The following is a 25561-nucleotide window of genomic DNA, read 5'->3' as shown; positions in this document are numbered from 1 at the left end:
TAACGTGTGGAGCTGACTGTTACTAATCGGTCGAGGGCTTGACCAAAGCAACTCGGAAAGTAATCTGTATGAAGTTTTGAAGGTATGTACCTTTAACAATGGCGTTACCTGATTTCAGGCGAACGTCATTCTTTAACTTAATAATCCTCGATAGCTCAGTTGGTAGAGCACGCGGCTGTTAACCGCGCTGTCGTAGGTTCGAGTCCTACTCGGGGAGCTGATTGCTCGATAGCAGATTTTGCTATCGAGTTTTTTAATTTATAGGAAATTCCTTAAATCGTCAGAAATAATGTATAATGAACTGGAAATAAAAAATGACATGACAAAAAAGCGAATGGTAAATAGTGCAGTTTTCCGTTTTGTTCATTTTAGAAAACGTACGAAGGACAACATCGCGGACAGGATGGAATAAGCAATCTAAGAGAGATCTGTCTTTGAGAAAATAAGCACGAAGCTCTTCCGGGATAGTGAAAACACAATGACGGTGAACACAGGCAACAAGCTTACAGGGCAAATGAAAAATGGAAATTGTCATAGGTGTAAGAAATGGCGTTAAAAAGCAGCATTAGAAGTAACGTTAAGAAATAGCACTATAAGTATCACTGAAGAATAGCGTTAAAAAATAGCACAAAAAAACGCCCACAGATAACATCATGATATGATGAACTGATTTTGCTCATGATATCATGACATATCTGCGGGAGTTTTTTATGCTGCTCAGCATCCGTAAGAAGCTGCCGGTAGCAAGTTCTTATGGTGAATAACTCATAAAGAGTTTTTCATATAGTTACACTTCATTGCGTCTTCCTACGAAGATACTGATTACATAGAACAGTACCGCATAGATAAGGAAGCAAATGAGACAGCGGGTAATCATATTTGAAGCCATAAGGTCTGTTGCAGTCTCAACCATACAGTTATCCAGCCAGTAGTCGGCAAAATCAAAGGATTTCTTGTGGGTCAGGGTGTCTGCCAGTGAGATTATCATGGATAAAACCAGTGGACCGATGATACCGACTGCAATGGAACCGCCTGTTTTCTTAAATAGAACTGCAATCAGGAAGAAAAGGGAGGTATATGCAAAGTTACCAAGAAGCTGTAAAAGCAGGGTTATAACCAGATCTCCTGTGGTACCGGAAAGGCTTCCAACTTCCCAGAATGCAGTGCCGGCAAGGAATCCGGTAAGCCAGCAGACAATGGTATAAACCGTTGTGGCAGCTAAGGATACCATGTATTTTACCGCATAAATGCGGGTGCGGCTGTAGCCTCTTGCAATGATATTTTTTAAAGTGCCATTGGTGTAGTCGCTGCATACAAAGAGGGAAAGAAATACAGCCAGTACAATCGTAAAGTTGCTGGAAGATACTGCACCAACCAGCATATATATGCCGGTATAAAGGAATCCATCGTCAGAAGCACTTACGGTTACGCCGCCAGCTTCCATATTTCCCTGTGATAAACTGTAAATCATATTTAATGTTACTGCGGTCAGAAGAATTAATCCGATTAACACACAGCCACAGATGTAAAAGCTCTTCTGACGGAATAATTTTCGAAATTCAAATCTAAATAATTGTCCCATATTAACCACCTATCCGTTTCATAAAGTATTGTTCAAGTCCTTCTGCATGCACCCAGAAACCGTTTACCGCAACGTTCTGCTGAACCAGACGTTTGTTTAATTCAGCGGCTTCCTCAAGATGTGAGGAGAGAATCACCTGATTGCCGGCAATGCGAATCTGTTCTGCCGGAATAGTTTCTGCAAAAATAGCGGCTGTTTTCTGCACATCATCTACTGTAAAAATCAGTTTGTGCTGGCAGCGTTCATTTAATTCTGCAGCAGTAACTTCTTCAATCAGCATACCGTCGTTGATAATTCCATATCTGGTAACGATTTTGGACAGCTCATCTAATAAGTGGCTGGAAATGAGAATTGTAATATTTTTCTCATGATTCAGCTTTAAAATCAAATCACGGACTTCCTTCATTCCGGCAGGGTCAAGACCGTTTACCGGCTCATCTAAGACTAAGAACTCCGGATTGCCGAGAAGTGCAATGGCAATACCAAGACGCTGGCGCATTCCAAGGGAAAATTTGCCGGCTTTTTTATTACCGGTATCAGCAAGCCCAACCAGAGAAAGGATTTCCTTAATCTCTGCATCGGTGCCACCGTAAATTAAGGAAAACTGCTTTAAGTTTTCATAGGCGGTACAGTTTTTATAAAGTCCAGGTGCTTCGATTAAAGAACCGATTTTGCGTCTGGCTTTATCGAAAGGCTCGCCGTCGAATAATTTAATTTCTCCTTTGGAAGGGAAAGCAGTACCTAAAACAAGGCGCATAAAAGTTGTTTTTCCGGCACCGTTTTTTCCAATGAATCCGTAAATATCACCTTTGTGAATGGTCATATTTACATTATTTACAGCCATCTTCTTACCGAATTGCCGGGAAAGATTCGTTGTTTGCAATATTGTTTCCATAAACATATCTCCTTCTTTATTTGTATTACTACAATAATACACTAAGACAGTAATGTCAAGAAGAAAATTTTAAAAGATGGACAGAAAGGGAAAAGAAGTGTACCCTTAAAGAGAATAATTTTGAGACAAAATTTTGAGCAAAATTACTCCAGCAAAATTATGACGAATAATTCTTAAAAAACGCTTTACATCACCACTACTCTATGGTATACTAAAACACGTTCTGACGGTCGTTGGAACGTATCTGGCTCCGTGGTCAAGCGGTTAAGACATCGCCCTTTCACGGCGGTAACACGGGTTCGATTCCCGTCGGAGTCATTACACGAACGGAATATGAGGCATAAAAAATGTGCCACTGCATATACTGGAAGTGTTACAACAGAATATGGCGACATAGCCAAGTGGTAAGGCACGGGTCTGCAACACCCTTATCACCAGTTCGAATCTGGTTGTCGCCTCTTTCAGGAGAATCTTTTATAGATTCTCTTTTTTTTATGCGAGTAGCGAGAAAAATCGCATGCTTGCATGCAGATTTGGCGAGCACCTTAAGAAACTTCAATACCATGCACCTGCAAAAATTCCTTCGCAATCTTCGAAAGGTGCCGGTCTTTACTGATAATAAAAGCACTCATAATATAAAGATTTTCATCGGAAATATATTTGATGCACATATCCTTAATTTCACGTATGTCCTCTTTCGTCAGGGAGACTAAGGCTACACTTCCAAAAGAACGCGCCCATTCAATGGCAGTGGTTTTCGGAGAAGTAATCATGGAAACATTTGGCGAAAGAAGATAGTGTCCAAAAGAAGCATAAACAATATCCAGACAGTCAAAAGGAATTGCCAGCGGGTAGTTGGCAAGGTCCGGGACAGAAAGCTTTCCTTTGATTTTAGCCAGGGGATGGTCTTTTGGAAACAGCGCAACAATATCCTCTCTTTCATATGGATAAAGTGTAAGCGCACCATGTCCGGGTGCGGCAGAGCGAATCAGCCCAATCTCCGTAATTCCATTTAAGACATTCGGAATAACAAATTCGCTTGGAATCTCATAAAAGTCATAATTTACTTTCGGGTGCTTTGCAATAAAGGCATCAAAAAATTTGTGGAGAAAATAAGGAGAGTTACCGGCTGGAATCGAAATCTTCAACAGTTCAGAGAAGCCGGCTTTCTGATTCAGCAATTCATTTCGTAAGCCCTCTTCCATCATGCAAATCTCTTTGGCACGTTTGTAAAAGATTCTTCCTGCATCCGTCAGCTCTAAAGAACGGTTTCCCCGGAGAAGAAGCTTCGCACCATAGGTTTTCTCAATATTTTTTAGCTGGTTACTCAAAGAAGGCTGTGCAATCAGAAGCTTATTGGCAGCCGCTACGATACTGCCGCAATCTACAATGGTTACAAAGTTACGGTAGGAGTCTAATGTCATAATAAAATACCTCTTTTGTTTTGTAGGAATCATTTGAAAATATAATTTATGTGGTTTGTAGGGGGGATTGTAAAAAATATAGGATTTCCAATATAGTTCCGGGTATGCAGGGAAGATTATTTTTGATATGAAATGCCGCAGTTCTAAAGCACATGTTTTTCTTTCTGTTATCAAAACAGTCTTTCCAATGTTTGACATGATAACTGCCCGGTTCGCCGAAGTACGGATGCATTTTAAGGGCTGTTAGGGACACTTGAAATTTCGTCTGGCATCCGGCAAGGCTGGCACAGGGAAGTGCCAGCGAGGCGCATATGAACATGGATGTGAATTTGCGCCGGTTGCCAGGCTTATTCAGTTATAGGTCGAAATTCTTAGTGCCCCTTGCAGACATTTCATATCAGATAAAATAATCTTCCTGCATAACCGGCTAATTATATTGAAGTAAATATTTTTACAATTCCCCTCTACACAATATAATAAAAATATTATAGAAACCAAGTAAAAATAGTATTTTTATTATAATACGATTTCTATTATAATGCAAATGTATGTAAAGCAAAGGTGCAATACGGGGACGTGTTGTACCTTTCGTGTTTTTCATAGTTACAATACATCCGAAGGAGACAGAACATTTCCGGCGGATATATAATGATGGATAAGAGGATATAGATAAAATGGAACATTATGATTTAGAAGTATGTGGTCTGAAACGTGAACTGCCTTTTGTTAAACTGTCAGATGGAACAGCGTATGCAAGTTTTGTGGTAATCAGTGATACAGAGCTGATTGAGAAAGCAGGTAAGGAACTGGCGGCATTTGCCAATGGAGCAGAAATTATCCTGACTATTGAAGCAAAAGGAATTGCCCTGGCGTACGAAATTTCAAAGCAGCTTCATATGAAGGAATTTGTGGTAGTCCGGAAAAGTGTGAAGTCCTATGTGAAATCATTTATCCAGGATGCGGTGCATTCCATTACAACAGAAGGAAATCAGGACATTTTTCTGGATGAAACGGATGCAGAGAAGTTAAAGGGAAAGAAAGTTGCAATTGTGGATGATGTGATTTCAAAAGGAGAATCCCTGGCTGCGGCAGAGCGTCTGGTGCAGAAAGCCGGAGGAGAGGTTTGCAGCAGGCTTGCAATTCTGGCAGAGGGAAAAGCGGCAGAGCGGACAGATATCACATTTTTACAGAAACTACCATTGTTTCAGAAAGGAAAAGAATCCTATGAGCCTGTTGATTAAGAATGTTGCGATTGCAGATGTGTTGGAAGATGAGATAAAAACCGGGGATATTTATATCAGAAATGGTCGTTTTGAGAAAATTGCAGAGCATATTGATGCCGGTGAAATAGAAGAAAAGGAGCATCTTACGGTAATCAATGGGGAAGGGCTTACTGCCCTGCCGGGATTAATTGACGCCCATACCCATGTGGAGCTTAGCATGTTAAGCAGTGCATCTTTTGCAGAGGCACTGATACAAAACGGAACCACAGCAGCAGTCTTAGACCCTCATGATGCAGTAAATGTCTTAGGACATAAAGGTGCAAAATATCTGATGGAAGAGATGAAGGAGACAGATCTTACACCGGTCTGGATGGCATCTCCCTGTGTTCCGTCAGCACCGGGATATGAAGACTGTTATGGACAGGTGATGCTTTCCGATGTCAAAGTGATGGTGGAAGAATATGGCATGTATGGAATTGCAGAAGCAATGGATTATAACCGGGTCATTGCAAAGGAAGCTTCTTTAAAAGAAATCTTAGATTATGGAAAAGAAAAAGGTTTAAAAATAGACGGACATGCGCCGGGTGTATTGGGAGCTGACTTAGATACCTATATTGCAGCAGGCGTAAGCTCCGACCATGAGAGTGTAACGGTGGAGGAAATGTTAGAAAAATTCAGGAAAGGAATGTATGTCATTATCCGCCGTGGCTCCTTAAAAGAGCCCGCAAGTGCAAAAGAATTCTTAGATAAAGCAGGAGACAGCGACCATATTTTACTTTCTACCGATGGCTGTATTACAGCGAAAGATATGGCAGAGCATGGACATATGAACTATGCACTGGCGCAGATTGTGGAAGAAGGTGTGGAGCCGCTTCAGGCAATCAAGCTTGCTACGGTTTATCCGGCAGCAGCCTATGGATTAAAGGACAGAGGTGTCATTGCAGAGGGATATCGTGCAGATATGATACTTGTGAAGGATTTAACAGACTTTAAGGTGCAGGATGTTATTGTAAACGGAGAAATTGCAAAGGCTTCTTATCCGCGAATGGATTATCCGAAAGAAGTGATCCATTCCATAAAGCGGGATGATTTAAAAGAAGGAGAACTTACGATTCCATTGCCGGAAGGCTGCATAGATGGCGAAGTAAAAGTCAATATTGTAAAAATCGTGGACGGAACCTTAGAGACAATTCACGAAGAGAGAAAGCTTCCGGTAAAGAACGGTGCACTCATTTTAGAGGATGACTTAATGTATTGTGCAGTAGTAGACCGTTACCGGAAAGATGGTTCCATCGGAATCGGCATCATCAGCCAGGCAGGAGCACTGCAGGGAGCATTTGCCGGTTCGGTAGGACAGGATACCCAGAATCTGATTGCATTTGGAACTTCTCTTTCGGATATGACGATGGCATTTAATCAGGTCATTGCAAAACAGGGTGGTCTTTCTTATGTAAGGGATGGAGAAGAGAAACAATTTGTGGGGCTTCCGGTACTTGGCATTTTAAGTCAGAAGCCAATGGATGTATTTGTAGAGGAAACAGATAGACTTTTAGCTGATTTGTGGGAACATGGCTGTATTCTTAAGAATCCAATCCTCACTATGAGTCTTCAGATTTCCCTTGCCGTCATTCCGGAGATGGCAATTACCAACCGGGGATTATTGGATATTATAAATAATCGATTTATTCCAGTTTGTGAACTGGTTTAGATAAAACAAAAGAAAGGACGTTTAATATGGAAAAGTTTTTCAAACTGAAAGAAAATGGTACCAGCGTAAAAATCGAGTTTATCGCAGGTATCACAACATTTGTTACCATGGCTTACATCATCATGGTAAATCCGGCAATGCTTGCCACACCTTTTGAAGGAACCGATATGTATGACAAGGTATTCAATGGCGTATTTTTTGCCACCTGTCTGTCCGCATTTTTAGGAACCTTCTTAATGGGAGTTCTTGCCAGATTGCCGTTTGCCCAGGCACCTGGTATGGGAATGAACGCATTCTTTACTTACACCGTAATGCTTGGCATGGGTTATTCCTATGAAGCATCACTGGCAATGGTATTCATTTCCGGTGCATTATTTATCCTGATTACTTTATGTTCCTTCCGGGAAAAAATTGTAATGGCAATTCCGAAAAATATAAAAGTTGCCATATCAGTGGGTATCGGATTATTCCTTGCATTTATCGGCTTCCAGGATGCCGGTCTTATTGTAGGAAATGAAAGCACCATGGTATCTTTGGTGGATTTCTCTACTTTCTCTGAAAATCCTGTGGCCTGCTGGGGCGCAATTTTAGCCTTCTTTGGAATCGTGCTTACCACCGTTCTTTATAAGAAAAAAGTAACCGGTTCTATTTTAATCAGTATTTTTGTAGTAACTATTCTTGGAATTTTCACCGGAAATACGGTATTTGATGGTTTCCAGATTAACTTCGGTGCCCAGGTAAAAGATTTCGCAGATGTTTCCTTATTCGCATGCTTCCGCGGTTTCCGGGAATTATTTATGGGAAGCTCGGTAGGACAGGCAATTTTAACTTTAATCATGCTGATTATCACCTTTTCCATGGTTGACATGTTTGATACGATCGGAACCTTAATCGGAACTGCAAAATCCGCAAATATGTTAGATGAAGATGGAAATATTCCAAATGCAAAGAAGAGTCTTCTCTGTGATGCAATTGCAACGGTTGGCGGTTCTATATTTGGTACTTCCACCGTTACCACTTATGGTGAATGTATCTCCGGAATCAGCGTAGGAGGAAGAACCGGACTGACTTCTGTATTTACAGCAATCATGTTCTTAGCAGCAATCATCTTTGCTCCGTTTGTAAGCATCATCCCATCCTGTGCAACAGCACCGGCATTAATCTTCGTAGGTGGTCTTTTGTTAAGTGCCATCAAAGATATGGAATTTGATGATGTATCTGAAGCAATTCCGGCATACTTGGCATTAATCATGATGCCGCTTACCTACTCCATCGCAAACGGAATTGCCGTTGGATTGATTGCTTATACATTAATTAAAATCTTTACCGGAAAGTTCAAGGAGTTAAACATTATCACCGTGGTATTATCCGCACTCTTTGTTATCCGTTATCTGATGATTTCCTTATAATCTTTTGAAGAACTGCATAAGAAAAGCGCAGGGCAATGAATGCTCTGCGCTTAAATTTTTTCGCTATGTAATAATTCTACTGTGGCTGATTTGGATTCTGCTGTTCTGGCTGCTGATACTGCTGCTGACCATTGAACTGCTGTGGCTGACCGTTGAACTGCTGCTGTCCGTTGAACTGCTGCTGTCCGTTAAACTGCTGCTGTCCGTTAAACTGCTGCTGTCCATAATAAGCCTGCTGTGCCTGATTTACCTTTGGAGCTACAATGCCGTAAGCCCAGTTTGCAAGTCCGTTTAATCCAGGAACGTTTGCTTCGTTTCCTTTGGCTGTGTTTACAAGAGCCATGATACAGAAAATCAGAACTACAAGGCTTACAATACCATCGATGACAGAAATTGCTGTTCCCCATACAGAACCCATAAGAGGTATCTGGTATAAGAAATCGAAAATGTTTAAAATACCATTTACGATATCTGCAAAGATACATAAGAAAAATGCCTGAATTACCTGACGGGAAGCCCATTCATTTTTCTCCACGATGAGAACGAAACCAGTCAGTAATGCAAGAACAGTGCTGTATCCTAAGAATGCAAGGATAAATGCGGCTACTGCATAAAATGATAATCTGATTCCTAACTTACCTTTTTCCATTATATTTGTTCCTCCTAAAAATGGTTTAATATTTTATAACATTATAAGTATACTGTTCTTATGTAAAAAAAGCAAATAAATTTGCATGGAATTGTGTAAAAAGCAGGTAGAAATCTGTAAATTCTCTCTTGACGGATTTGTGCTGCTTTGGTAAACTATATGAGTGTGAATTGACACAATTAAATATGCGGCGTCTTAGCCAAGTGGTAAGGCACGGGTCTGCAACACCCTTATCGCCGGTTCAAATCCGGCAGACGCCTTTTTAAAGAGAACCGAAGAGGTTCTCTTTTTTTAATAGTAGTTGCAATATGAAAGTATGTAGAAATGAAATTCCGGAAAAGCCTATTATAATAAAAGCTGCTAACACATATCCGGTTATTTTTGGTAACAATATGGGAATAGAAACTGGTAGTGCATTTATGCAAATACATAAAAAAGTAGCTGGAAGATATTTAAAAGTCAATATAACTGCATTTTTTACGGTATGTTTTAAAGTAGTTCTGTATTGATCCGGAAGAAAAAATGCATAAATAAGAAATCCCTGCAATAACAACAAAATAAGAAATTGTATACAGAGAGTGAGAGACCTGAAAAAGGTTTCTGGCATAAAAGGTAAAATGTATAAGTTAATCAGACAAAATATAAATAAAATCATTACAGGTAACCAAAGAAGAATATTCTGCTTTAAATTTTTTTTCCAAAAGAAAAAATAAGTTCTTGCAATATAGGATTCTGTATTTTGTGAAAGTTTTAAATTTGTTTGATAAAGGGCGTAAAAGGATACCCCGATTGTAATAATAGGAAGGGATGTAATAATGAATAAAAAATTTAAAGCAATTAAACTGGTAAATTTGTTGATAAATCGAAAAAATTTACCATCAAGTGAAAAGAAGTTTTCCATAGTATAATATCCTTTCAAAATTAATTCTATATTGTGGAATCCCGGATAATAAGTTTTGTTTCATATTCCATATATGAATGAGGAGAGTTTGGATATTGTATCCGCTCTAACATCTGGCGGGCTGCAGCAATACCAAGGTATTTTTTTGGAGTCTGTATTGTAGTGAGAGAAGGTGTAATCCTTTCAGAAGCAGGAATATCATCAAATCCTACTACACTTACATCTTTTGGAATCTGATAACCCAAAAATTGAAGAGCATATATTAATTGGATTGCTGTACGGTCATTCCCGCAAATAAATACATCCGGGACAGAAGCCATCTTTTGTAATTTTTTAACGACTGTTTGAAAGTCCTGAAATTCATCAGAAGTTTCTGTTAATAAGCAATGTTTCCAGTCTAGTTCCAGGTGATTATCAGAAAGACATTCTTGTAATGCATCAAAACGTTCCTGAAAACCTCGTCCTACATTTGCGGAATAAATATCTCCAACAAAGGCAAAACGCTCGGCACCCTTGGAAATTAAATGATTTACAATCCGGTGAATATTTCTTTTGTTTTCCATAGTAACAATATCTATCATATCTAAAGCAGGATTATAATCCTTTGGTAAATCAACAGTAATAATTGGAAGATTATATTGTAACAATGCATTGCAGATAGCCCCATCACAAATTTCCACAAGAATAATACCTTTAATGGAAGGATCTTTTAATGCAGTAGGAAAATCCATTTTTTTCAAATCACTTTCAGACATGATTCCAATTACAAGATGATAATGTGCATTAGATAAGATGGATTCAATACCTGTTAAAACCGCAGTCCAGAATTCAGAGTCTGGTGCATAGGTTTTGGTAAGAAACAGGATAGAACCATTATTCACATTAGATGGAGAAGTAACATCTCCCGATTCGGAAAAAAGTTCTTTGTTTATGTTATTGTAATTCAGTTCTCTGGCTTTATTTAAAACCCGCTGCTTTGTTTTCGAAGAAACTTCATTACTGTTTTTTAAAGCTTTAGCAACAGTATTTCTGGATAAGTTTAATTCTTCGGCTAATTGTTTAATCGTGCATTTCATACTTCCACCTCCAGATTTATTGTAACACTTTATTAAGAATAAAGGAAGAAGAAAATGTGCGAAAAATAAAAATGCACGAAATGCACAAAATAACAATGAAAAGATGTATAACATGTATAAAACAACAGTTTTTATTATGTAAAAAAAATAGAAAATGATAAAATTGAGAAAGGTATGTTGAAAATAAATAGTGCATATGCTAAAATTTGAGCATAAAAAGAACGAGAAAAAACATGCAAATAGTGCAAAGAGAGGTGCATATGAAAAAATTATTGTACAGACCAAAAGATGCATGGGTTGGAGATTTAATACCGTATTATGAAAATGGAACTTTTTATGGTTATTATCTGCATGATCCAAGAATCAGAGACAAGGAGTATGCAGAAGAAACTACCTGGCATCTTGTAACAACAAAAGACTTTGTAAATGTGGAATACAAAGGGGAAGCAATCAAGAGAGGAGGAGATGACAAGCCAAATAAGAATGCTTACACTGGTTCCGTAATAAAAGACAAAGAAAATCTTTATCATGCATTTTTTACTGCGTATAATGAAGATATAAAAATTAATGGAAAAAGTGTACAGTCTGTAATGCAGGCAGTAGGAACAGATTTAGAACATCTTAATACGGTAGAAGAATTTTTGTTTGTTTCTGATGGAAAGCAATATGAAGAATTTGACTGGCGGGATCCATTTGTATACTGGAACGAAGAAGATGAATGTTATGACATGCTTCTGGCTTCAAGAATTAAAGGAGGAGGTGAATTAAGGGGAGGCTGTATTGCATTGTGTAAGTCAAAGGATTTGAAACAATGGACCTATGAAAAACCGTTTTATGCCCCTGGCATGTATATCACCATGGAATGTCCTGAAATTTTCAAGATGGGAAATTACTGGTATCTGGTTTTCTCCACTTTTTCGGATCAATTTACTACACATTATAGAATTTCAAAAAGTCCAAACGGACCATGGGAAATTCCTGAAGATGATGTCTTTGACACCAGATCAGATTATGCAATCAAAACCGCATCAGATGGACAGAGAAGATTTGCATTTGGATGGATTGCAAGCAAATATGGAAATAAAGATTTTGGACCATGGGAATGGGGTGGAACAATGGTGTTCCATGAATTGATTCAGAATCCGGAAGATGGAACATTAAAAGTCCGGGTTATTCCAGGTGTGAAAGAGTTCTATGATGAAGTACAGGATTTGAAACCAGCAGCAGGCTATAATAGCCGGATAATAAAGACAGAAAAAGGAATTCATGTAATAAGTGATACCTTAGGCTCCGGTGTCTATGAAATTCCGGAAGATTGCTTTTCAATTGAAATGGATGTCTGTGTGAAGCGGGGACATGAATTCGGAATAGCGTTACATGTTGATTCTGAAATGGAAAAGGGTTATTTTTTAAGAATGAATCAACGGAAAAAGGAAGCAGCATGGGATATGTGGCCACGTTCAGAAAAGGGAATCTATCAGTGGCAGATAAAAGGTGATGTACCATACCAGATAGAAACATCCAGAAGGCTTCCGGATGCAGATGAATATCATTTACTGATAATAAGAGAAGATGATATCTGTATTGTGTATATTAATGATGAAATTGTATTATCTACCAGAATGTATGATCACAAAGGTGGCTATGCCGGTGTTTATGTGGTACAGGGAGAAGTAGAATTAAACAATTTTGTGATAAAAACAAGAAAAGAGAGGGATTAAAATGAAAAAGAGAATGATGAGTATTTTATTGTTAGCAACAATGGTAACAGGGTTGATTGCAGGCTGTGGTTCTACAAAAAAAGAAGCAAAAAATGATGATGATGATGTGGTAACTGTTACGTGGATGACATCAAGACCTGTGGATGGTGAAATAGATCAGGTAATGCATGAAATTGCAGATCAGTACAGTAAAGAAAAAGGCGGAAAGTGGAAAATTGAATTTGAAACAACAGCGGACAGACCTTCCTATTTACAGAAATTAAAGACATTAATTGCCGGAGGCAATATGCCGGATATAATTGATATTGATGCCGATCCATATTGTCAGGAGCTGGTAGATGCAGGAATGTTAGTAGATGTAAAACAATTTTTAAAAGATAATGACAGATATGATGATTTCTATCCGATTGCATTAAAATATCAGGAATTTACAGATGGTTCCATGTATACTTTACCATTAGAATATCATGTGGAAATGACATGGTATAACAAAGAAATTTTTGAACAGTATAATCTGACACCACCAACTACCATGGATGAGTGGCTGAATGTATGTAAAACCTTAAAAGATAATGGAATTACACCGATTTCGGTAGATGGTGTTGACAGATGGCCGGTACAGAGATACTTAGCAATGCTTCCATTTAGAGAAACCGGAAATGATTTTATCATTAATTTAAGAGATGGAAAAGAGAAAATGGACAGTGAAACCGGAAGAGAAGCAGCAGAATTTATGAAAGAAATGGGTCAGTATTTTAATGATGGATTTGCTGCAACAGACTATGCAACAGCACAATCAATGTTTTTAGATGGAAAATCTGCAATGTATTATATTGGTGACTGGGAAATCGGCGCTATGCAGGATGCATATGAGCAGGGTAAAATTGATTATTTTTATCTTCCTACTATTGAAGGTGCAAAAACACAGCCAAATGAATTTTGTATAAATTCTGGAATTGGTATGGCATTTAATGCAGAAACATTTGATGAAAAAACAAAAGATTTTATCTTATATGTAATTGATAATTATGGTAAATTATATGCTGGAAAACAGCAGATGTCTCCAATTAAAACCGATTTACCGGATGATGTTGAATACTCAGATCTTTATCTGAAAATTCAGGAAGATATGCAGTCTACAGGTGAAAACTTCCTGAAGCCTTGGGATACATACCTTGATTCCAATACCAATACCGTTATGCAGGATAATTTATTATTGCTGGCATCCGGTGATTTATCAGTAGACGATTTTTGTAAACTGGTAGATGATTCTATTGCAGAATATACAAAATAAGTAAATGACATATCGAGATATGTATTATCATGATTGGTAATACATATCTCGTAACAGATTTATATAAATGAAAAGGAAGGAGTTATAATGGGCGTTATAAGAAACAAAAAGGCCTTTCTGGCATTTTTACTTCCAGGATTATTGTTCTATATTTTGGCAGTATTTTATCCAATAGAAGAGTCTATTCGATTAAGTTTTATGAAATGGGGAGGAATAGGAAAAAAGCAGTTTGTCGGATTGGAAAATTATGTGACTATGTTTCACGACGAAGTTTTTTATAAGGCATTTTTTAACAATCTGATTTACCTTGTTATTGTAGTTTCCATGCAATTATTAATTGGACTGTTTTTTGCAATATTGCTGACATATATGACAAAGCATGTGACACTGGTTAAAACGTTGTATTATGTACCATGTATTATTACAACAGTTGCTATCACACAGCTTTTTAGAAGTATGTACTCAACAGAGCCTATGGGATTATTGAATCAGATATTACAAAAAGTAGGTTTAGGTGGAATGGTAACGTCCTGGCTTGCGAAAGTAAGTACTGTATTACCAGCTGTATCCATACCGGAAGGATGGAGATTTACTGGAATGTATATGGTTATATTTTATGCTGCACTGGTTTCATTAGATCCTTCTGTATATGAAGCTGCCAAAATAGATGGCGCTTCTGAAATGCAGATATTATTTAAAATTAAAATGCCATTGATAAAAGATATTATACTTCTGACTTTGACGATGTGTCTGACAGGAGCATTAAGAGGATTTGATATTCCATTTTTATTGACAAGTGGTGGACCGGGAAATGCCAGCGAATTAATGTCTACATATATGTATAAAAAGGCGTTTTCAAGTAACCAGTATGGTTATGGCAGTACTTTAGCGGTGTTTATTATTATTGAAAGTATTTTAGTTGTTTATATTTTAAGAAAAATTTTTACTTCAAAGGAACAAAAAGAAGAAAAAAGAATTGAAAAAGAACGCATCAGAAGGAATAGGAGGGGAAATCATTGAAGAAAAAAATAATAAAAATAATATTTGCAGTATTGATTATTCTCTTCTTAATCATTCAGATATATCCGGTCATATGGTTGTTTGTTGCAAGTGTGAAACCAACCGTAGAGTTGTCAGCAGCTCCATTTGCATTTCCAAAGAGTATTACGCTGGAAAATTTTTCTAAGGTTTTATCAGATGGTAAAATCGGTATGTATATGTGGAATAGTTTAAAGGTGACCGTTATTTCGCTGATTCTGATTGTAGTATTAAGTTCTACTGCAGGATATGCATTGTCAAAATTTAAAGTAAGAGGAACAAAAACAATTTATTCTTTCTTTACATTTGGAATTATGGTTCCAGTACAGATTACATTAATACCATTATTTATTTTTTATAGTAAACTAGGTATTTTAAATACAAGTTTTTCTTTAATATTACCACAGGTAGGATTTGCATTACCTTTATCAGTTATGATGTTTGTAAGTTTTTACGAATTTGTTCCGAATGAATTGATAGAGGCAGCGGTTGTTGATGGGTGTTCACCGCTTCGGACTTTTATTCAGATTGTGTTCCCATTAGCAAGAAATACCGTTATTACAATTGCTTCCATGTATAGTATTCTGATTTGGAATGACTTTATTTTTGCAAATACATTTATTAGTGATACTTCAGCCAAGACAGTGGCAATGGGATTAAAAGATTATGTCGGAGCATTTGGAAATGTGGACTGGGGTTCAACATTTGCTGCAATAGCAATTTCAATTCTTCCTCCACTGGTAATCTATTTTGCATTAAATAAATGGGTAACAGCTGGAATGACTATGGGTGCAACGAAAGGATAAGGTATAAAATGGATAAAAATATGATTATGCTGCCAGGAACAGCAGCAATGCTTCCCTATCTGACACATGGAAAAAGCAGGGCGATTAATGCTGAAAACAGGACAGGAGAAAAGGGAAAAGGTGGTATGGCAGCCAGCGTTCTCGGAAAATCAAGAAAAGGCAGTCCGTGTTTGAATGATATCCAGCCGGGAGAGACGGTTGTTTTAGGAGAAATAGATGGTCCGGGAATTATTCATCATATATGGATAACAACGGATAATAAAACGTCAGAAGGAGATTGCTTTGTTCTTAGGGACCTGGTTCTCAGAATGTATTGGGACGGCGAGGAAAATCCATCAGTAGAAGCACCGTTAGGGGATTTTTTCTGTTGTGGATTTGGAAAAGAGTGTTATATTAATTCCAGTCTTATAACAGTTGTCCCATCCAGAGGGTTAAATTCTTATATTCAGATGCCATTTAAAAAGAGAGCAGTTATTACATTAGAAAATCAGCATGCAAATGCAATTCCGGCTTTTTTTTATCAGATTGATTATAATTTATACAATTATCTGCCAGAAGAAACGGAATATTTTCACGCAAGCTGGAGAAGAGAAGCTCTTACCGAGCTGGGAAAAGATTATGTTATTGCAGATGGAATAAAAGGTAGTGGTCATTATATCGGTACATATATAGCATTGTCTACACTTCAAAGATATTGGTGGGGTGAAGGAGAAGTAAAGTTCTATATTGATGGAGATGAACAATATCCAACAATCTGTGGAACCGGAATGGAAGATTATTTTGGAGGTTCCTGGAGTTTTGCCAGACATGAGGACGGTAAAACGATAGAACAGACATATACAACTCCTTTTCTTGGATATCCATATTATTCAAGGCATGATGATCTGGTAAATAATTTATATCATAATGATGATTGTCCACCAATGCGCGGTTTTTATCGCTGGCATGTCATGGATCCAGTATTTTTTGATGAGGAGCTTAAGGTTACTGTGCAACAGATTGGTGTTGGACATAAAGGTTTATTTGAACGTCAGGATGATTTGTCAAGTGTTGCATACTGGTATCAGAAGGAACCACATAATGTTTTTTCAAAGCTTCCTGAGAAAGAAAAAAGATGGCCAAGATAGAAAAGGGAGCAGAAAGGTCAATTGATGTCAAAGGAAAAAATGCTTCAGGAAATTGAACGGGCACAAATAGTAATTAATCAGAATAAAGAAAAAGTTTCACAGGGAAAAATGAGGCAGAAATACCACTTTATGGCAGAAACGGGATGGATTAATGATCCAAATGGATTGATATATTTCAAAGGAAAGTATCATTTTTTCTATCAGTATAATCCATATCAGAGTTTTTGGGAAAATATGCACTGGGGACATGCTGTCAGTGATGATTTGATTCATTGGGAGTATCTTCCGGTTGCATTAGCACCAAGTGAACCTTATGAAGATCATTTGAAGGGTGGATGTTTTTCCGGAAGTGCAATTGAATTTGACGGAAAGCTATATTTAATATACACAGCAGCAACGAATCATGGAAATGGATTTGTCCAGACACAGTGTGTTGCTTATAGTGAAGATGGTATTCATTTTGAAAAATATGAAAAAAATCCAGTTTTAACAGCACCGGAAGGGATTTCGCCAGATTCCTTCCGGGATCCCAAGGTATGGAAACACGAAGACAGCTATTATATGGTATGCGGAGCTTCAAAAAATCAAAAAGGACAGGCGTTATTGTATCGCTCGGAAGATTTGATACATTGGACATTTATAAATGTATTAGCAGAAAGCAGGGGAGAATGGGGAACCATGTGGGAATGTCCTGATTTCTTTCATATAGGAAACCGGTATGTTTTAACTTTTTCACCTATTGATGCAGGAGAGAGGACTTGTGTGTATTTAACCGGTTCGTTTGATTATGATACCGGAAAGTTTGATTATGATGTTTCAGGAGAAATTGATTGGGGTTTTGATTATTATGCACCACAATCATTTCAGGCACCTGATGGAAGAAGAATTATGGTTGCATGGGCAAATGAATGGGAATGGATGCCGTTTTTTAAAGACTGGGGACCGACTTACAGGGAAGACTGGTGCGGATTCTTTAATTTTCCGCGCGAAGTTAATATGACCAAAAGTGGAAGATTGAGTTTTGTTCCGATACGGGAGTTAAAAAAATATAGAAAAAAAACTGGTAAATATGTTCAGGACAAGTTGGTGATTTGTGATTCGCAACAAGAGTTAAAATCAGATGATGGAATAGCATTTGAGCTGAAATTTAATATAAATTTACGAGCGAGCAATGCACAGCAATTACTTGTAAAATTAAGATGCGATGAAATAAATCAAACAGTTTGTATATTTGATTTGAAGAATGGAGAATTAAAAGTAAATCGTAATAAGGCAGATGGATGGAGTAAAGGGATATCACACAGTATACTCTTTTTAAAAGAAAAAGATGTATTAGATGTTCATATTTTATCTGATCAAAGTTCCTTAGAATTATTTACTGATAATTATCAAAATAATCATTCTATGAATGTATTTGCGGGAAATGAACAAAATAAAATATATTTTCAGGCAGTAGAAGGAAGTGTTGTGCTGGAAAATGTAGAAGTGTATGGAATTGAGCCGTGAAAAAATGAATTTCATTTCATGGTATGATGATATAGAAGAAAAGGAAATGATAAACCAGTTCGGAAAAGAACTGGTTTCATTTCTATAAAAACAAAAGGAAGAAATATAGGAGGAATCGTAATATGAAAAAGAGCTTTGATGTTATTGCATTGGGAGAATTATTAATTGATTTTACGATGAATGGACAGAGTGAACAGGGGAATGATTTGTTTGAAGCATGCCCTGGTGGAGCGCCATGTAATGTTCTGGCAATGTTAAATGAAATGGGAAAGAAAACAGCATTTATTGGAAAAGTTGGAAAAGACCAGTTTGGAAAATTGCTTCGAAATACGTTAAATGATATTGGAATTGATACCTCCAATCTTTTTACAGACAGTACTGTAAATACAACACTTGCATTTGTACATACATTTCCGGATGGTGACCGTGAGTTCTCTTTTTATCGTAATCCGGGTGCTGATATGATGCTGACAGAAGATGAAATTAATACAACATTTATTTCCCAGGCAAAAATTTTCCATTTTGGAACGTTATCTATGACACAGGATAGTGTAAGAGCTGCAACAAAGAAAGCGGTTAAAGCGGCAAAGGAGAGTGGAGTACTCATTTCATTTGATCCAAATTTAAGGGAACCTTTGTGGAGTTCATTAGAATTAGCCAAAGAACAGATGAATTATGGATTTAGTCAATGTGATATATTGAAAATCTCTGATAATGAGATTCAGTTTGTTACTGGAAAAGAAGATTATGATGAGGGAATCAGATGCCTTCAGGAAAAATATCAGATACCACTCATTCTCTTAACAATGGGAAAAGAAGGAAGCCGCGCTTATTATAAGGGAATGCGTGTGGAATGTAGTGGATTTTCTGTAAAGACAATCGAGACAACAGGTGCAGGAGATACGTTTATGGGAAGTGTGCTGAATTATCTTCTGGAACATGATTTTAATAATTTGACAGAAAAGCAGTTGGAGGAACTTTTAAAGCTGGCAAATGCAGCGGCAGCTATAGTGACAACCAGAAAAGGTGTTATCCGTGCAATACCAAAAAAGAGTGAAATAGAAGAACTTCTTCAAAGGAATATGTTATAATTTATAAAAAGATTTGGACAATAAAAAGAGCTGTGGCACAGTCAGAGGTTGGGTCGGTCAGCTCTTTTTTTTGTAACCTTTTCCCATCCTCACTTGTATATATAGTGAAAGGCCTTTTAAACAGAAAAGAAATATGAGGGATCACTCATGAGAATAGCAACGGAGGTATTAGCGGAAAAGTATAAAGACCATTTATTTGCAGCGGCATTCAATGTCTGTAAAAATGCAGCAGATGCCGATGATGTGGTGCAGGATACTTTTCTTCAATATCATACAACCAACAGACAATTTGAAAATGAGCAGCATATCAGAGCATGGCTCATTCGGGTGGCAATCAATAAAGCAAAGAATATCAATCTTTCTTTCTGGCGGCAGAAGGGTGTGCCGTTAGAAGAATATATGGAGACACTGACATTTGAGACACCAGAAGCCCAGACACTGTTTACAGAAGTCATGAAGCTTCCAGAGAAGTATCGAATCGTCATACATTTATTTTATTATGAGGATTACACCATCCGGGAAATCGCGAAGATTATGAATGTGACAGAAAGCAACGTGAAGGTCAGGTTGACGCGTGGTCGCAGACTGCTCAGAAATGTATTAAAGGAGGAATGGGAAAATGACAGATAAAGAAAGATATAAACAGGCTTTTTCTTCTTTGCATGCCTCCGGACATATTTCTTTGGAGGTCAATATGAATCATAATAGAAAATTTCATCCAACACGTAAATTAATCGCAGCAAGTGCCTGCGCCATATTGTTGTTAGGTGGCAGCAGTGCCTATGCAGCGTATCATTTCTTAAGTCCGTCACAGATTGCGGATGAAGTAGCGGAAAATGGAGCATTGAGCCGGGCATTTGCCGGAGAGGATGCGGTAAGCGTCAATGAGACGCAGCAGAGCAATGGCTATGATATTACCTTATTAGGACTGGTGTCCGGAGAAAAATTAGAGCTTTGTGTACCACAGGAAACTCGGGAAAATGTCAGCAAATCACATACTTATGCAGCTGTTGCAATTGCAAAAAGTGATGGAACCGATATGGAATACCGTAATTTTTTTGTGGCACCGTTAATCAATGGCGTGTCTGTTTTGGATGCCAATGCAGCAACCATGGATGAGACACTTACCTGGTTCTGTAAAGATGGAGTTCTTTATGAGCTGATAGAATGTGATGATTTGGAAATTTTTGCAGACCGCGGCGTACAGTTAGGAATCTTGGACAGCTTCGGGAGCGAAGCGGCTGCATTTCGAATGGACAATGAAAGTGGCACTTACCGTAAAGTGGAAGACTATGCTGGCACAATTGCACTTTTCACCCTGCCATTAGATACCACAAAGGCAGATCCGGCGGCAGCGGAGGCGTACCTTAAGAAGCTTGAAGAAGCTGCGGGAGAAGATGAGGCAGCAGATGAAGCAGCAGATGCGAAAGGAACTGCCGGCAGAGCAGAAGCCAGCGTAATCACCGGAGCAGAAAGCGAAGCTGCAGCAGGCTATATGAACCAGAAAGTCAGAGATTTCGTGGATGGCATTACAGCGGATAATTTATCGGATTATTTTGAAATCGTAAAGGATTATCCGGTATTTACTGCTACACCGGACGAAAATGGCTGGGTAGATTTCGGAACACAGTATATTGAAAAAGAGGATTATGTTGCAAATGGCGGAAGCGGCGAAGTTTCCAACTGGATTGCAGAGGATGAAGATTTCAGCGTCAGTGCAATTACCATGTCAGGAACTGATGGAAAAGAAGGTGCTTCCACGCTTCGGATTTCCGTTGTTTTCCGCAATGAAGACGGCAGTCTTACGGAAGCATTGTATCAGATAAAACCGGACTGCATCGATTTGATAAAGTAGGGAAAAGATTAAAGCACTGGATATCGGTTTCTTTAAACCAGATATCTACAGAACCTGCCACCAGCAGCTGCTTACAGATGACTGGAGACAAAGAAACGCCAGAACCTGTATTTACAGGAACTGGCATTTCTTTGTCGATGGGACTTTACTTTATAGCCCCTTTTTAAGGAAGGATGTATGCAAACTAATTTAAGTTGTTGTCGGAATAGTAGAACAAATGAAAGAGAGATTTCCCTTTAATAAAACATTTCCATAATGATAGGAAAGAATAAAATGCATTCCCTTGTGTATTGGAATATCATTTAATGAACCAGAACCATTGATTACGCTACACAAGAGAAAAGGAAAATCCTGATGAAATAAAAATTGTGAGGCAACATTCAGTAAAAATACTTTATAATATTTACAGCAAATCAGTTCATTTAGTGTATTGGCAGGAAGCCCATCGGTATGCATAATACTATGTTCTATGGATTTGGCCGGTACAGTAATAACATCAATACTTTGCTGGATATGTAATTGACGTGGTTTCCCATTCCAAAGACGATCATAATCATATACACGATAGGTAATATCACTGTTCTGCTGTGTTTCAAGAAGTTCGATACCGCCTTTTATGGCATGGACTGTCCCTGGGTCAATTTGTATAAAATCTCCTTTTTTTACCGGAATTTCCCGGATAAATTCATTCCATTTACCATGCAGGATCATATCAGACAATTCTTCTTTTGTTCTGGCATTGTGTCCAATGATAAGAGAGGAATCTTTTTTACAATCCAGGATATACCAGCATTCTGTTTTTCCAAGAGAGCCATGCTCATTTTTACAGGCATAAGTATCGTCAGGATGAACCTGTATGCTAAGGTCGTTTTTTGCATCAATAATTTTTACCAAAAGCGGAAATTTAGAAAGGTTTGAATACCCAAATAATTCAGGATGCTCGTTCCATAATTGCGAGAGGGTTTCTCCTTCATAAAACCCATCAGCAATGGTACAATCTCCATTGGGATGTGCAGAAATACCCCAGCATTCACCAATATCATTTCCAGGTATGTCATATCCAAAGTCAGTTTTTAATCTGGTACCACCCCAGATATTATGTGTAAAAACAGGGTTTAGTATAATCATGTTTTTCCCCCTATAAATTTAATTGATATCCGCAACAATCAAGAATTAATTCACAAAAAACAGAATTTGCCCAGGAAAACCAGGGTCTTGTATATTGGGACGGATCATCGACAAGAAATGATTCATGCATAAAGCCTGTACCGGCATCTGTTTGTGACAGTATTTTCAAAATCTGTTCTTTTTCTTCTGAAGATGAGGAAGTTAATGCCTGCATGGCCAGTCCGATATGCCAGATATAACGCGTAGGAGTGTGAGGACTGCCAATTCCCCGGGCATACTTTCCTTCATAATAGTAAGGATTTCTGTCACTGAGAACAATTTCTCTGGTGTTCAGATAACGTTTGTCTTGTTTGTCACAATATCCAATATAGGGAAGTGAAAGGAGACTTGGGAGATTTGCATCATCCATAATATTATATTCTCCAAAACCATCTACCTCGTAAGCATAAAACTCTTTTTCCTGTCCGGGTACAATTGCATAGGATTCAATTGCTGCACGAACACATAACGAAAAGTTATGGGCATATGTATAAAGTTCCCGGTTCTGATATATTTTTTCAGCAATTTCAGCAATATTTTCCAATATGACAGAAGCAAGCATATTAGAAGGAATCAGGTATCCATAAGTACATGAATCATCACTTGGACGAAAACCTGACCAGATAAGGTTAATATTACTTTTTACCAGGGCACCTTTTCCATTTCTTGAAAGAGTATCTGTAGGAACACAATTTTCTCTTTCAAAGGAGTAAGGAGACAGGTGTTCATGATCCTGCTCTGTCCGGAAAACAGAAAGAATGGTTTTTGCTGCTTCCAGCCATTTTGAAGTAAAATGGCTGGTACAACCGGTGTTTTTCCACAGCAGATAAGAGAGCTGAATCGGAAAACACAAAGAATCTATTTCGAATTTTCGTTCCCATAATTCCGGTTTCATATCTGTTTTGTCATGTTCCCAGCAGTTTCCATTTGCAGACTCATTAAATGCATTTGCATAAGGATCAATGAGAATGCAGTCCATCTGTTTTGCAATCAGCCCACAGATAAGTTCTCTGATAGAAGGATCTTCTTTTGCAAAAAATAGAAAAGGGCGGAGCTGGCAGGCAGAATCTCTTAACCACATGGCCGGAATATCACCGGTAATTACAAATACAGAACCATCATCTAATATTTTTATAGTAGTATTAAGCGTATTAGAAATACAATTTTCAAACATGGTGGCCAGTTTACTGTCTGCGCCAAATTGTTTTTTAACCAACTGAATGGTGTCATTTATGATTTCATAATTTTTTTTTACTGTTATCATATATTTTTAGCCTCATATAATATTTTATACTGACATGTTTTAATATAAAGGTCCATAGAATTTACATGCAGCAAGGTCTGCGGCTTCCATATCGGATGTTCCAAAAGAACTCCAGACATGTGGACGGAAAATAGCGGAGGACGGAACATTGTGCATGGAAACATGGATGCGAAGCATAGATGCAAGAGTAATTAATTCTGCACCAATATGTCCGTAGATAAAGGCACCATGATTTGCTCCCCAGTTAGCCATAACACTGTATACATCCTGAAAAGCACCGTTTCCTGTAAGGTTAGGAACAAACCAGGTGGTAGGCCAGGTTGGATCAGTACGGTTATCAATTATTTTGTGAACTTCATCCGGAAGAGTAATGCTGTATCCTTCCGCAATTTGTAAACAAGGTCCAATGCCTTCTACAAGGTTTACTCTTACCATAGTCAGTGGCATTTTAGCATCTGTTTTAAAGTGAGAGGAAAATCCACCGCCACGGAACTGGCATAATTCTGCCGGACACCAGTCAGTTGCCTGAAGACAGGCATTGATGTCAGTTTCTGTCATATCCCACCAGGATTTCATGACTGGAACTCCATTTTCATCTGAAGATTTTCCGCAGGCATCAAGACAGGTAGAACCCGAATTAATCAGATGAATAAAACCATTTTCCGCATCGCCTGTTGGCTTCCAGCCAGTAACACGCTTTACTGCATCAGGACTCCAATAACAACGGATATCAGAAAATCCACTGGCCTTTCCTGTAAGAAGATTTCCAAACATCATGGAGAGACCATTTAGATTATCATTTTCTGTTGCAAAAACGAGTGGCTGTTTTTTACCGTTCCAATCAAAGGTAGAATTTAAAATTGCCTCTGTAAAATCTGCATTCGGTTTATAATCTGTCCACATACGCTGTCCCTGGAAACCGGCAAATAATGCATTACGTCCAAGAGATTCTTCCTGATAGCCTATTTCAGCCAGTTTTGGATTGCCAAGCATAATATCACGAATAATTAAAGTCATTTTTATAACAAATTCCCATTCCTGAGATTTCTGCGCTGGACTGTGTGCACGGCATTCCGGGTTGGGATCCATACCTTCTTTACAATTTTCATGTACCCATTTCAGGGCTTTTGTAAATTCATCTTTATCATAAATTTCATGATCAATACGACGTAAAATTTCTGTCATATCAATCCATTCCGGCCGGATTCCGAGATAATGTATATAAAAAGATGGGTCGAAGAAGGAACCCATGATTCCCATGGAAACAGAGCCAATATTGACGTATGATTTATTTTTTAACTGCCCCACTGCCAGTGCAGCTTTTGCAAATAACAGAATTTTTTGTTTCACATCTTCAGGAATTTCATTTTCATCCATATCTTGCACATCATGTCCATAGATGGAGAAACATGGCAGTTTCATCTGGTTGTGAGCAGACATGGCAGCAGCCAGATAAACAGCCCCCGGTCGTTCTGTGCCATTGAACCCCCAGATGGCTTTGATGGTAAGAGGATCAATATCAATGGTTTCCAAAGGATAGCACCAGCTTGGAGTCACACTTAAAGTAGCGGTTACACCTTTGGAAGTAAATTCAGCCTGACAGCGTGCGGCTTCTTCACTGCCGGCAATGCTTCCTTCAGAAAAAATAATTACTTTTGCAGGTGTTCCATCTGCATAAAATACATTTTGCTCAATCAGTGCCTTTGCCTGGGCAGCCATTTGGGCTACTTTTTCTTCCAGTGAATCACGTATACCTAAACGTCTGGAGTCTACAATTGGTCTGATGCCAATAACAGGATATGTTTTCATAGTAAAATACCTCCTT

The 25561-nt window shown here is 38.1% G+C and carries 21 protein-coding genes, 4 tRNA genes and 2 pseudogenes; 17 read left to right on the top strand and 10 right to left on the bottom strand.

Going from position 1 to position 25561, the window contains the following annotated elements; genetic code table 11:
* The first annotated feature begins 144 nt into the window (after positions 1-144).
* A tRNA-Asn gene (locus DXB39_RS12935) sits at positions 145-217 on the top strand.
* A gap of 126 nt (positions 218-343) precedes the next feature.
* Here the strand turns inward: DXB39_RS12935 and DXB39_RS15340 are convergent.
* The 3 genes and pseudogenes from DXB39_RS15340 to DXB39_RS12920 all read right to left on the bottom strand — a co-directional run.
* Positions 344-505: pseudogene (locus DXB39_RS15340) on the bottom strand (IS91 family transposase); the annotation flags it as partial.
* A gap of 282 nt (positions 506-787) precedes the next feature.
* A complete protein-coding gene (locus tag DXB39_RS12925) occupies positions 788-1582 on the bottom strand; it encodes an ABC transporter permease (protein ID WP_117842177.1) in 795 nt (264 codons plus the stop codon).
* A gap of 1 nt (position 1583) precedes the next feature.
* Positions 1584-2477, bottom strand: a complete 894-nt coding sequence (locus DXB39_RS12920; RefSeq protein WP_117842178.1) for an ABC transporter ATP-binding protein — start codon at positions 2475-2477, stop codon at positions 1584-1586.
* A gap of 246 nt (positions 2478-2723) precedes the next feature.
* Here DXB39_RS12920 and DXB39_RS12915 point away from each other — a divergent pair.
* Together DXB39_RS12915 and DXB39_RS12910 are read left to right on the top strand one after the other, a co-directional pair.
* A tRNA-Glu gene (locus DXB39_RS12915) sits at positions 2724-2795 on the top strand.
* Between the two features lie 69 nt (positions 2796-2864).
* Positions 2865-2935 (top strand) — tRNA-Cys (locus DXB39_RS12910).
* 87 nt (positions 2936-3022) lie between these two features.
* Here the strand turns inward: DXB39_RS12910 and DXB39_RS12905 are convergent.
* The gene (locus DXB39_RS12905; RefSeq protein WP_117842179.1) at positions 3023-3901 is read right to left on the bottom strand and encodes a LysR family transcriptional regulator; all 879 of its coding nucleotides are present in this window, start codon (positions 3899-3901) and stop codon (positions 3023-3025) included.
* Positions 3902-4575: 674 nt separating this feature from the next.
* On the opposite strand from DXB39_RS12905, the gene DXB39_RS12900 reads away from it, so the two are divergent.
* Genes DXB39_RS12900 through DXB39_RS12890 form a run of 3 tightly spaced genes read left to right on the top strand, consistent with a single transcriptional unit; the run spans position 4576 to position 8241 of the window.
* Positions 4576-5142, top strand: a complete 567-nt coding sequence (locus tag DXB39_RS12900) for a phosphoribosyltransferase family protein (protein ID WP_022242521.1) — start codon at positions 4576-4578, stop codon at positions 5140-5142.
* Positions 5126-6832 (top strand): adenine deaminase C-terminal domain-containing protein, encoded by a 1707-nt coding sequence (locus tag DXB39_RS12895; RefSeq protein ID WP_117842180.1) that lies wholly within the window; start codon positions 5126-5128, stop codon positions 6830-6832. The genes DXB39_RS12900 and DXB39_RS12895 overlap by 17 nt, the downstream gene beginning before the upstream one ends.
* A 26-nt stretch (positions 6833-6858) precedes the next feature.
* On the top strand, positions 6859-8241 hold the full coding sequence (locus tag DXB39_RS12890; RefSeq protein ID WP_117699227.1) for an NCS2 family permease: 1383 nt from the start codon (positions 6859-6861) through the stop codon (positions 8239-8241).
* A gap of 76 nt (positions 8242-8317) precedes the next feature.
* On the opposite strand, the gene DXB39_RS12885 is transcribed toward DXB39_RS12890, so the two are convergent.
* On the bottom strand, positions 8318-8890 hold the full coding sequence (locus DXB39_RS12885; protein WP_117842181.1) for a hypothetical protein: 573 nt from the start codon (positions 8888-8890) through the stop codon (positions 8318-8320).
* A gap of 189 nt (positions 8891-9079) precedes the next feature.
* Between DXB39_RS12885 and DXB39_RS12880 the strand changes: the two genes are divergently transcribed.
* Both DXB39_RS12880 and DXB39_RS15110 read left to right on the top strand, forming a co-directional pair.
* Positions 9080-9150, top strand: a tRNA-Cys gene (locus DXB39_RS12880).
* Positions 9151-9198: 48 nt separating this feature from the next.
* Positions 9199-9399 carry a hypothetical protein gene (locus DXB39_RS15110; protein ID WP_118542276.1) on the top strand — a complete coding sequence of 67 codons (201 nt, stop codon included), beginning with the start codon at positions 9199-9201 and terminating at the stop codon, positions 9397-9399.
* 125 nt (positions 9400-9524) lie between these two features.
* On the opposite strand, the pseudogene DXB39_RS15335 reads toward DXB39_RS15110, so the two are convergent.
* Positions 9525-9791 (bottom strand): annotated as a pseudogene (locus DXB39_RS15335) (DUF624 domain-containing protein); the annotation flags it as partial.
* Between the two features lie 26 nt (positions 9792-9817).
* Positions 9818-10981 carry a LacI family DNA-binding transcriptional regulator gene (locus tag DXB39_RS12870; RefSeq protein WP_243006046.1) on the bottom strand — a complete coding sequence of 388 codons (1164 nt, stop codon included), beginning with the start codon at positions 10979-10981 and terminating at the stop codon, positions 9818-9820.
* A 146-nt stretch (positions 10982-11127) separates the two neighbouring features.
* Here DXB39_RS12870 and DXB39_RS12865 point away from each other — a divergent pair, with 146 nt between their 5' ends.
* The 9 genes from DXB39_RS12865 to DXB39_RS12825 all read left to right on the top strand — a co-directional run bounded on the left by DXB39_RS12865 (position 11128) and on the right by DXB39_RS12825 (position 21305).
* Positions 11128-12588 carry a glycoside hydrolase family 32 protein gene (locus DXB39_RS12865; RefSeq protein WP_117842184.1) on the top strand — a complete coding sequence of 487 codons (1461 nt, stop codon included), beginning with the start codon at positions 11128-11130 and terminating at the stop codon, positions 12586-12588.
* A gap of 1 nt (position 12589) precedes the next feature.
* Positions 12590-13882 (top strand): ABC transporter substrate-binding protein, encoded by a 1293-nt coding sequence (locus DXB39_RS12860; RefSeq protein WP_117699248.1) that lies wholly within the window; start codon positions 12590-12592, stop codon positions 13880-13882.
* A gap of 87 nt (positions 13883-13969) precedes the next feature.
* Entirely contained in the window at positions 13970-14902 is a 933-nt protein-coding gene (locus DXB39_RS12855) for a carbohydrate ABC transporter permease (protein WP_117842185.1), read from the top strand.
* Positions 14899-15726 (top strand): carbohydrate ABC transporter permease, encoded by an 828-nt coding sequence (locus DXB39_RS12850; protein WP_022242530.1) that lies wholly within the window; start codon positions 14899-14901, stop codon positions 15724-15726. Before DXB39_RS12855 ends, DXB39_RS12850 begins: the two co-directional genes overlap by 4 nt.
* A gap of 20 nt (positions 15727-15746) precedes the next feature.
* Entirely contained in the window at positions 15747-16853 is a 1107-nt protein-coding gene (locus tag DXB39_RS12845; RefSeq protein ID WP_117699250.1) for a glycoside hydrolase family 172 protein, read from the top strand.
* A 24-nt stretch (positions 16854-16877) separates the two neighbouring features.
* The gene (locus tag DXB39_RS12840) at positions 16878-18359 is read left to right on the top strand and encodes a glycoside hydrolase family 32 protein (RefSeq protein WP_117842186.1); all 1482 of its coding nucleotides are present in this window, start codon (positions 16878-16880) and stop codon (positions 18357-18359) included.
* A 122-nt stretch (positions 18360-18481) separates the two neighbouring features.
* Positions 18482-19450, top strand: coding sequence for a PfkB family carbohydrate kinase (locus DXB39_RS12835; protein ID WP_117842187.1), 969 nt, complete (start codon positions 18482-18484; stop codon positions 19448-19450).
* Positions 19451-19597: 147 nt separating this feature from the next.
* Complete coding sequence (locus tag DXB39_RS12830; RefSeq protein WP_117842188.1) at positions 19598-20080, top strand: RNA polymerase sigma factor; 483 nt, start codon at positions 19598-19600, stop codon at positions 20078-20080.
* A complete protein-coding gene (locus DXB39_RS12825; RefSeq protein ID WP_117842189.1) occupies positions 20070-21305 on the top strand; it encodes a DUF4179 domain-containing protein in 1236 nt (411 codons plus the stop codon). The genes DXB39_RS12830 and DXB39_RS12825 overlap by 11 nt, the downstream gene beginning before the upstream one ends.
* A 189-nt stretch (positions 21306-21494) precedes the next feature.
* Here DXB39_RS12825 and DXB39_RS12820 read toward each other — a convergent pair whose 3' ends face one another.
* The 3 genes from DXB39_RS12820 to DXB39_RS12810 are packed head-to-tail and all read right to left on the bottom strand — an operon-like array spanning position 21495 to position 25545.
* Complete coding sequence (locus DXB39_RS12820) at positions 21495-22433, bottom strand: type I phosphomannose isomerase catalytic subunit (protein WP_117842190.1); 939 nt, start codon at positions 22431-22433, stop codon at positions 21495-21497.
* A gap of 10 nt (positions 22434-22443) precedes the next feature.
* A complete protein-coding gene (locus DXB39_RS12815; protein ID WP_117842191.1) occupies positions 22444-23736 on the bottom strand; it encodes a glycoside hydrolase family 125 protein in 1293 nt (430 codons plus the stop codon).
* A gap of 39 nt (positions 23737-23775) precedes the next feature.
* Positions 23776-25545: an L-fucose isomerase gene (locus tag DXB39_RS12810; RefSeq protein ID WP_117842192.1), complete on the bottom strand. Its 1770-nt coding sequence runs from the start codon at positions 25543-25545 to the stop codon at positions 23776-23778.
* Positions 25546-25561 lie beyond the last annotated feature (16 nt).

Origin of the sequence: Roseburia sp. OM03-7AC, from assembly GCF_003462625.1 — a bacterium.
GTDB classification, from domain to species: domain Bacteria; phylum Bacillota; class Clostridia; order Lachnospirales; family Lachnospiraceae; genus Roseburia_C; species Roseburia_C amylophila.
The sequence above is the reverse complement of the archived record's forward strand: the minus strand, read 5'-3'. Positions and strand labels throughout refer to the sequence as shown.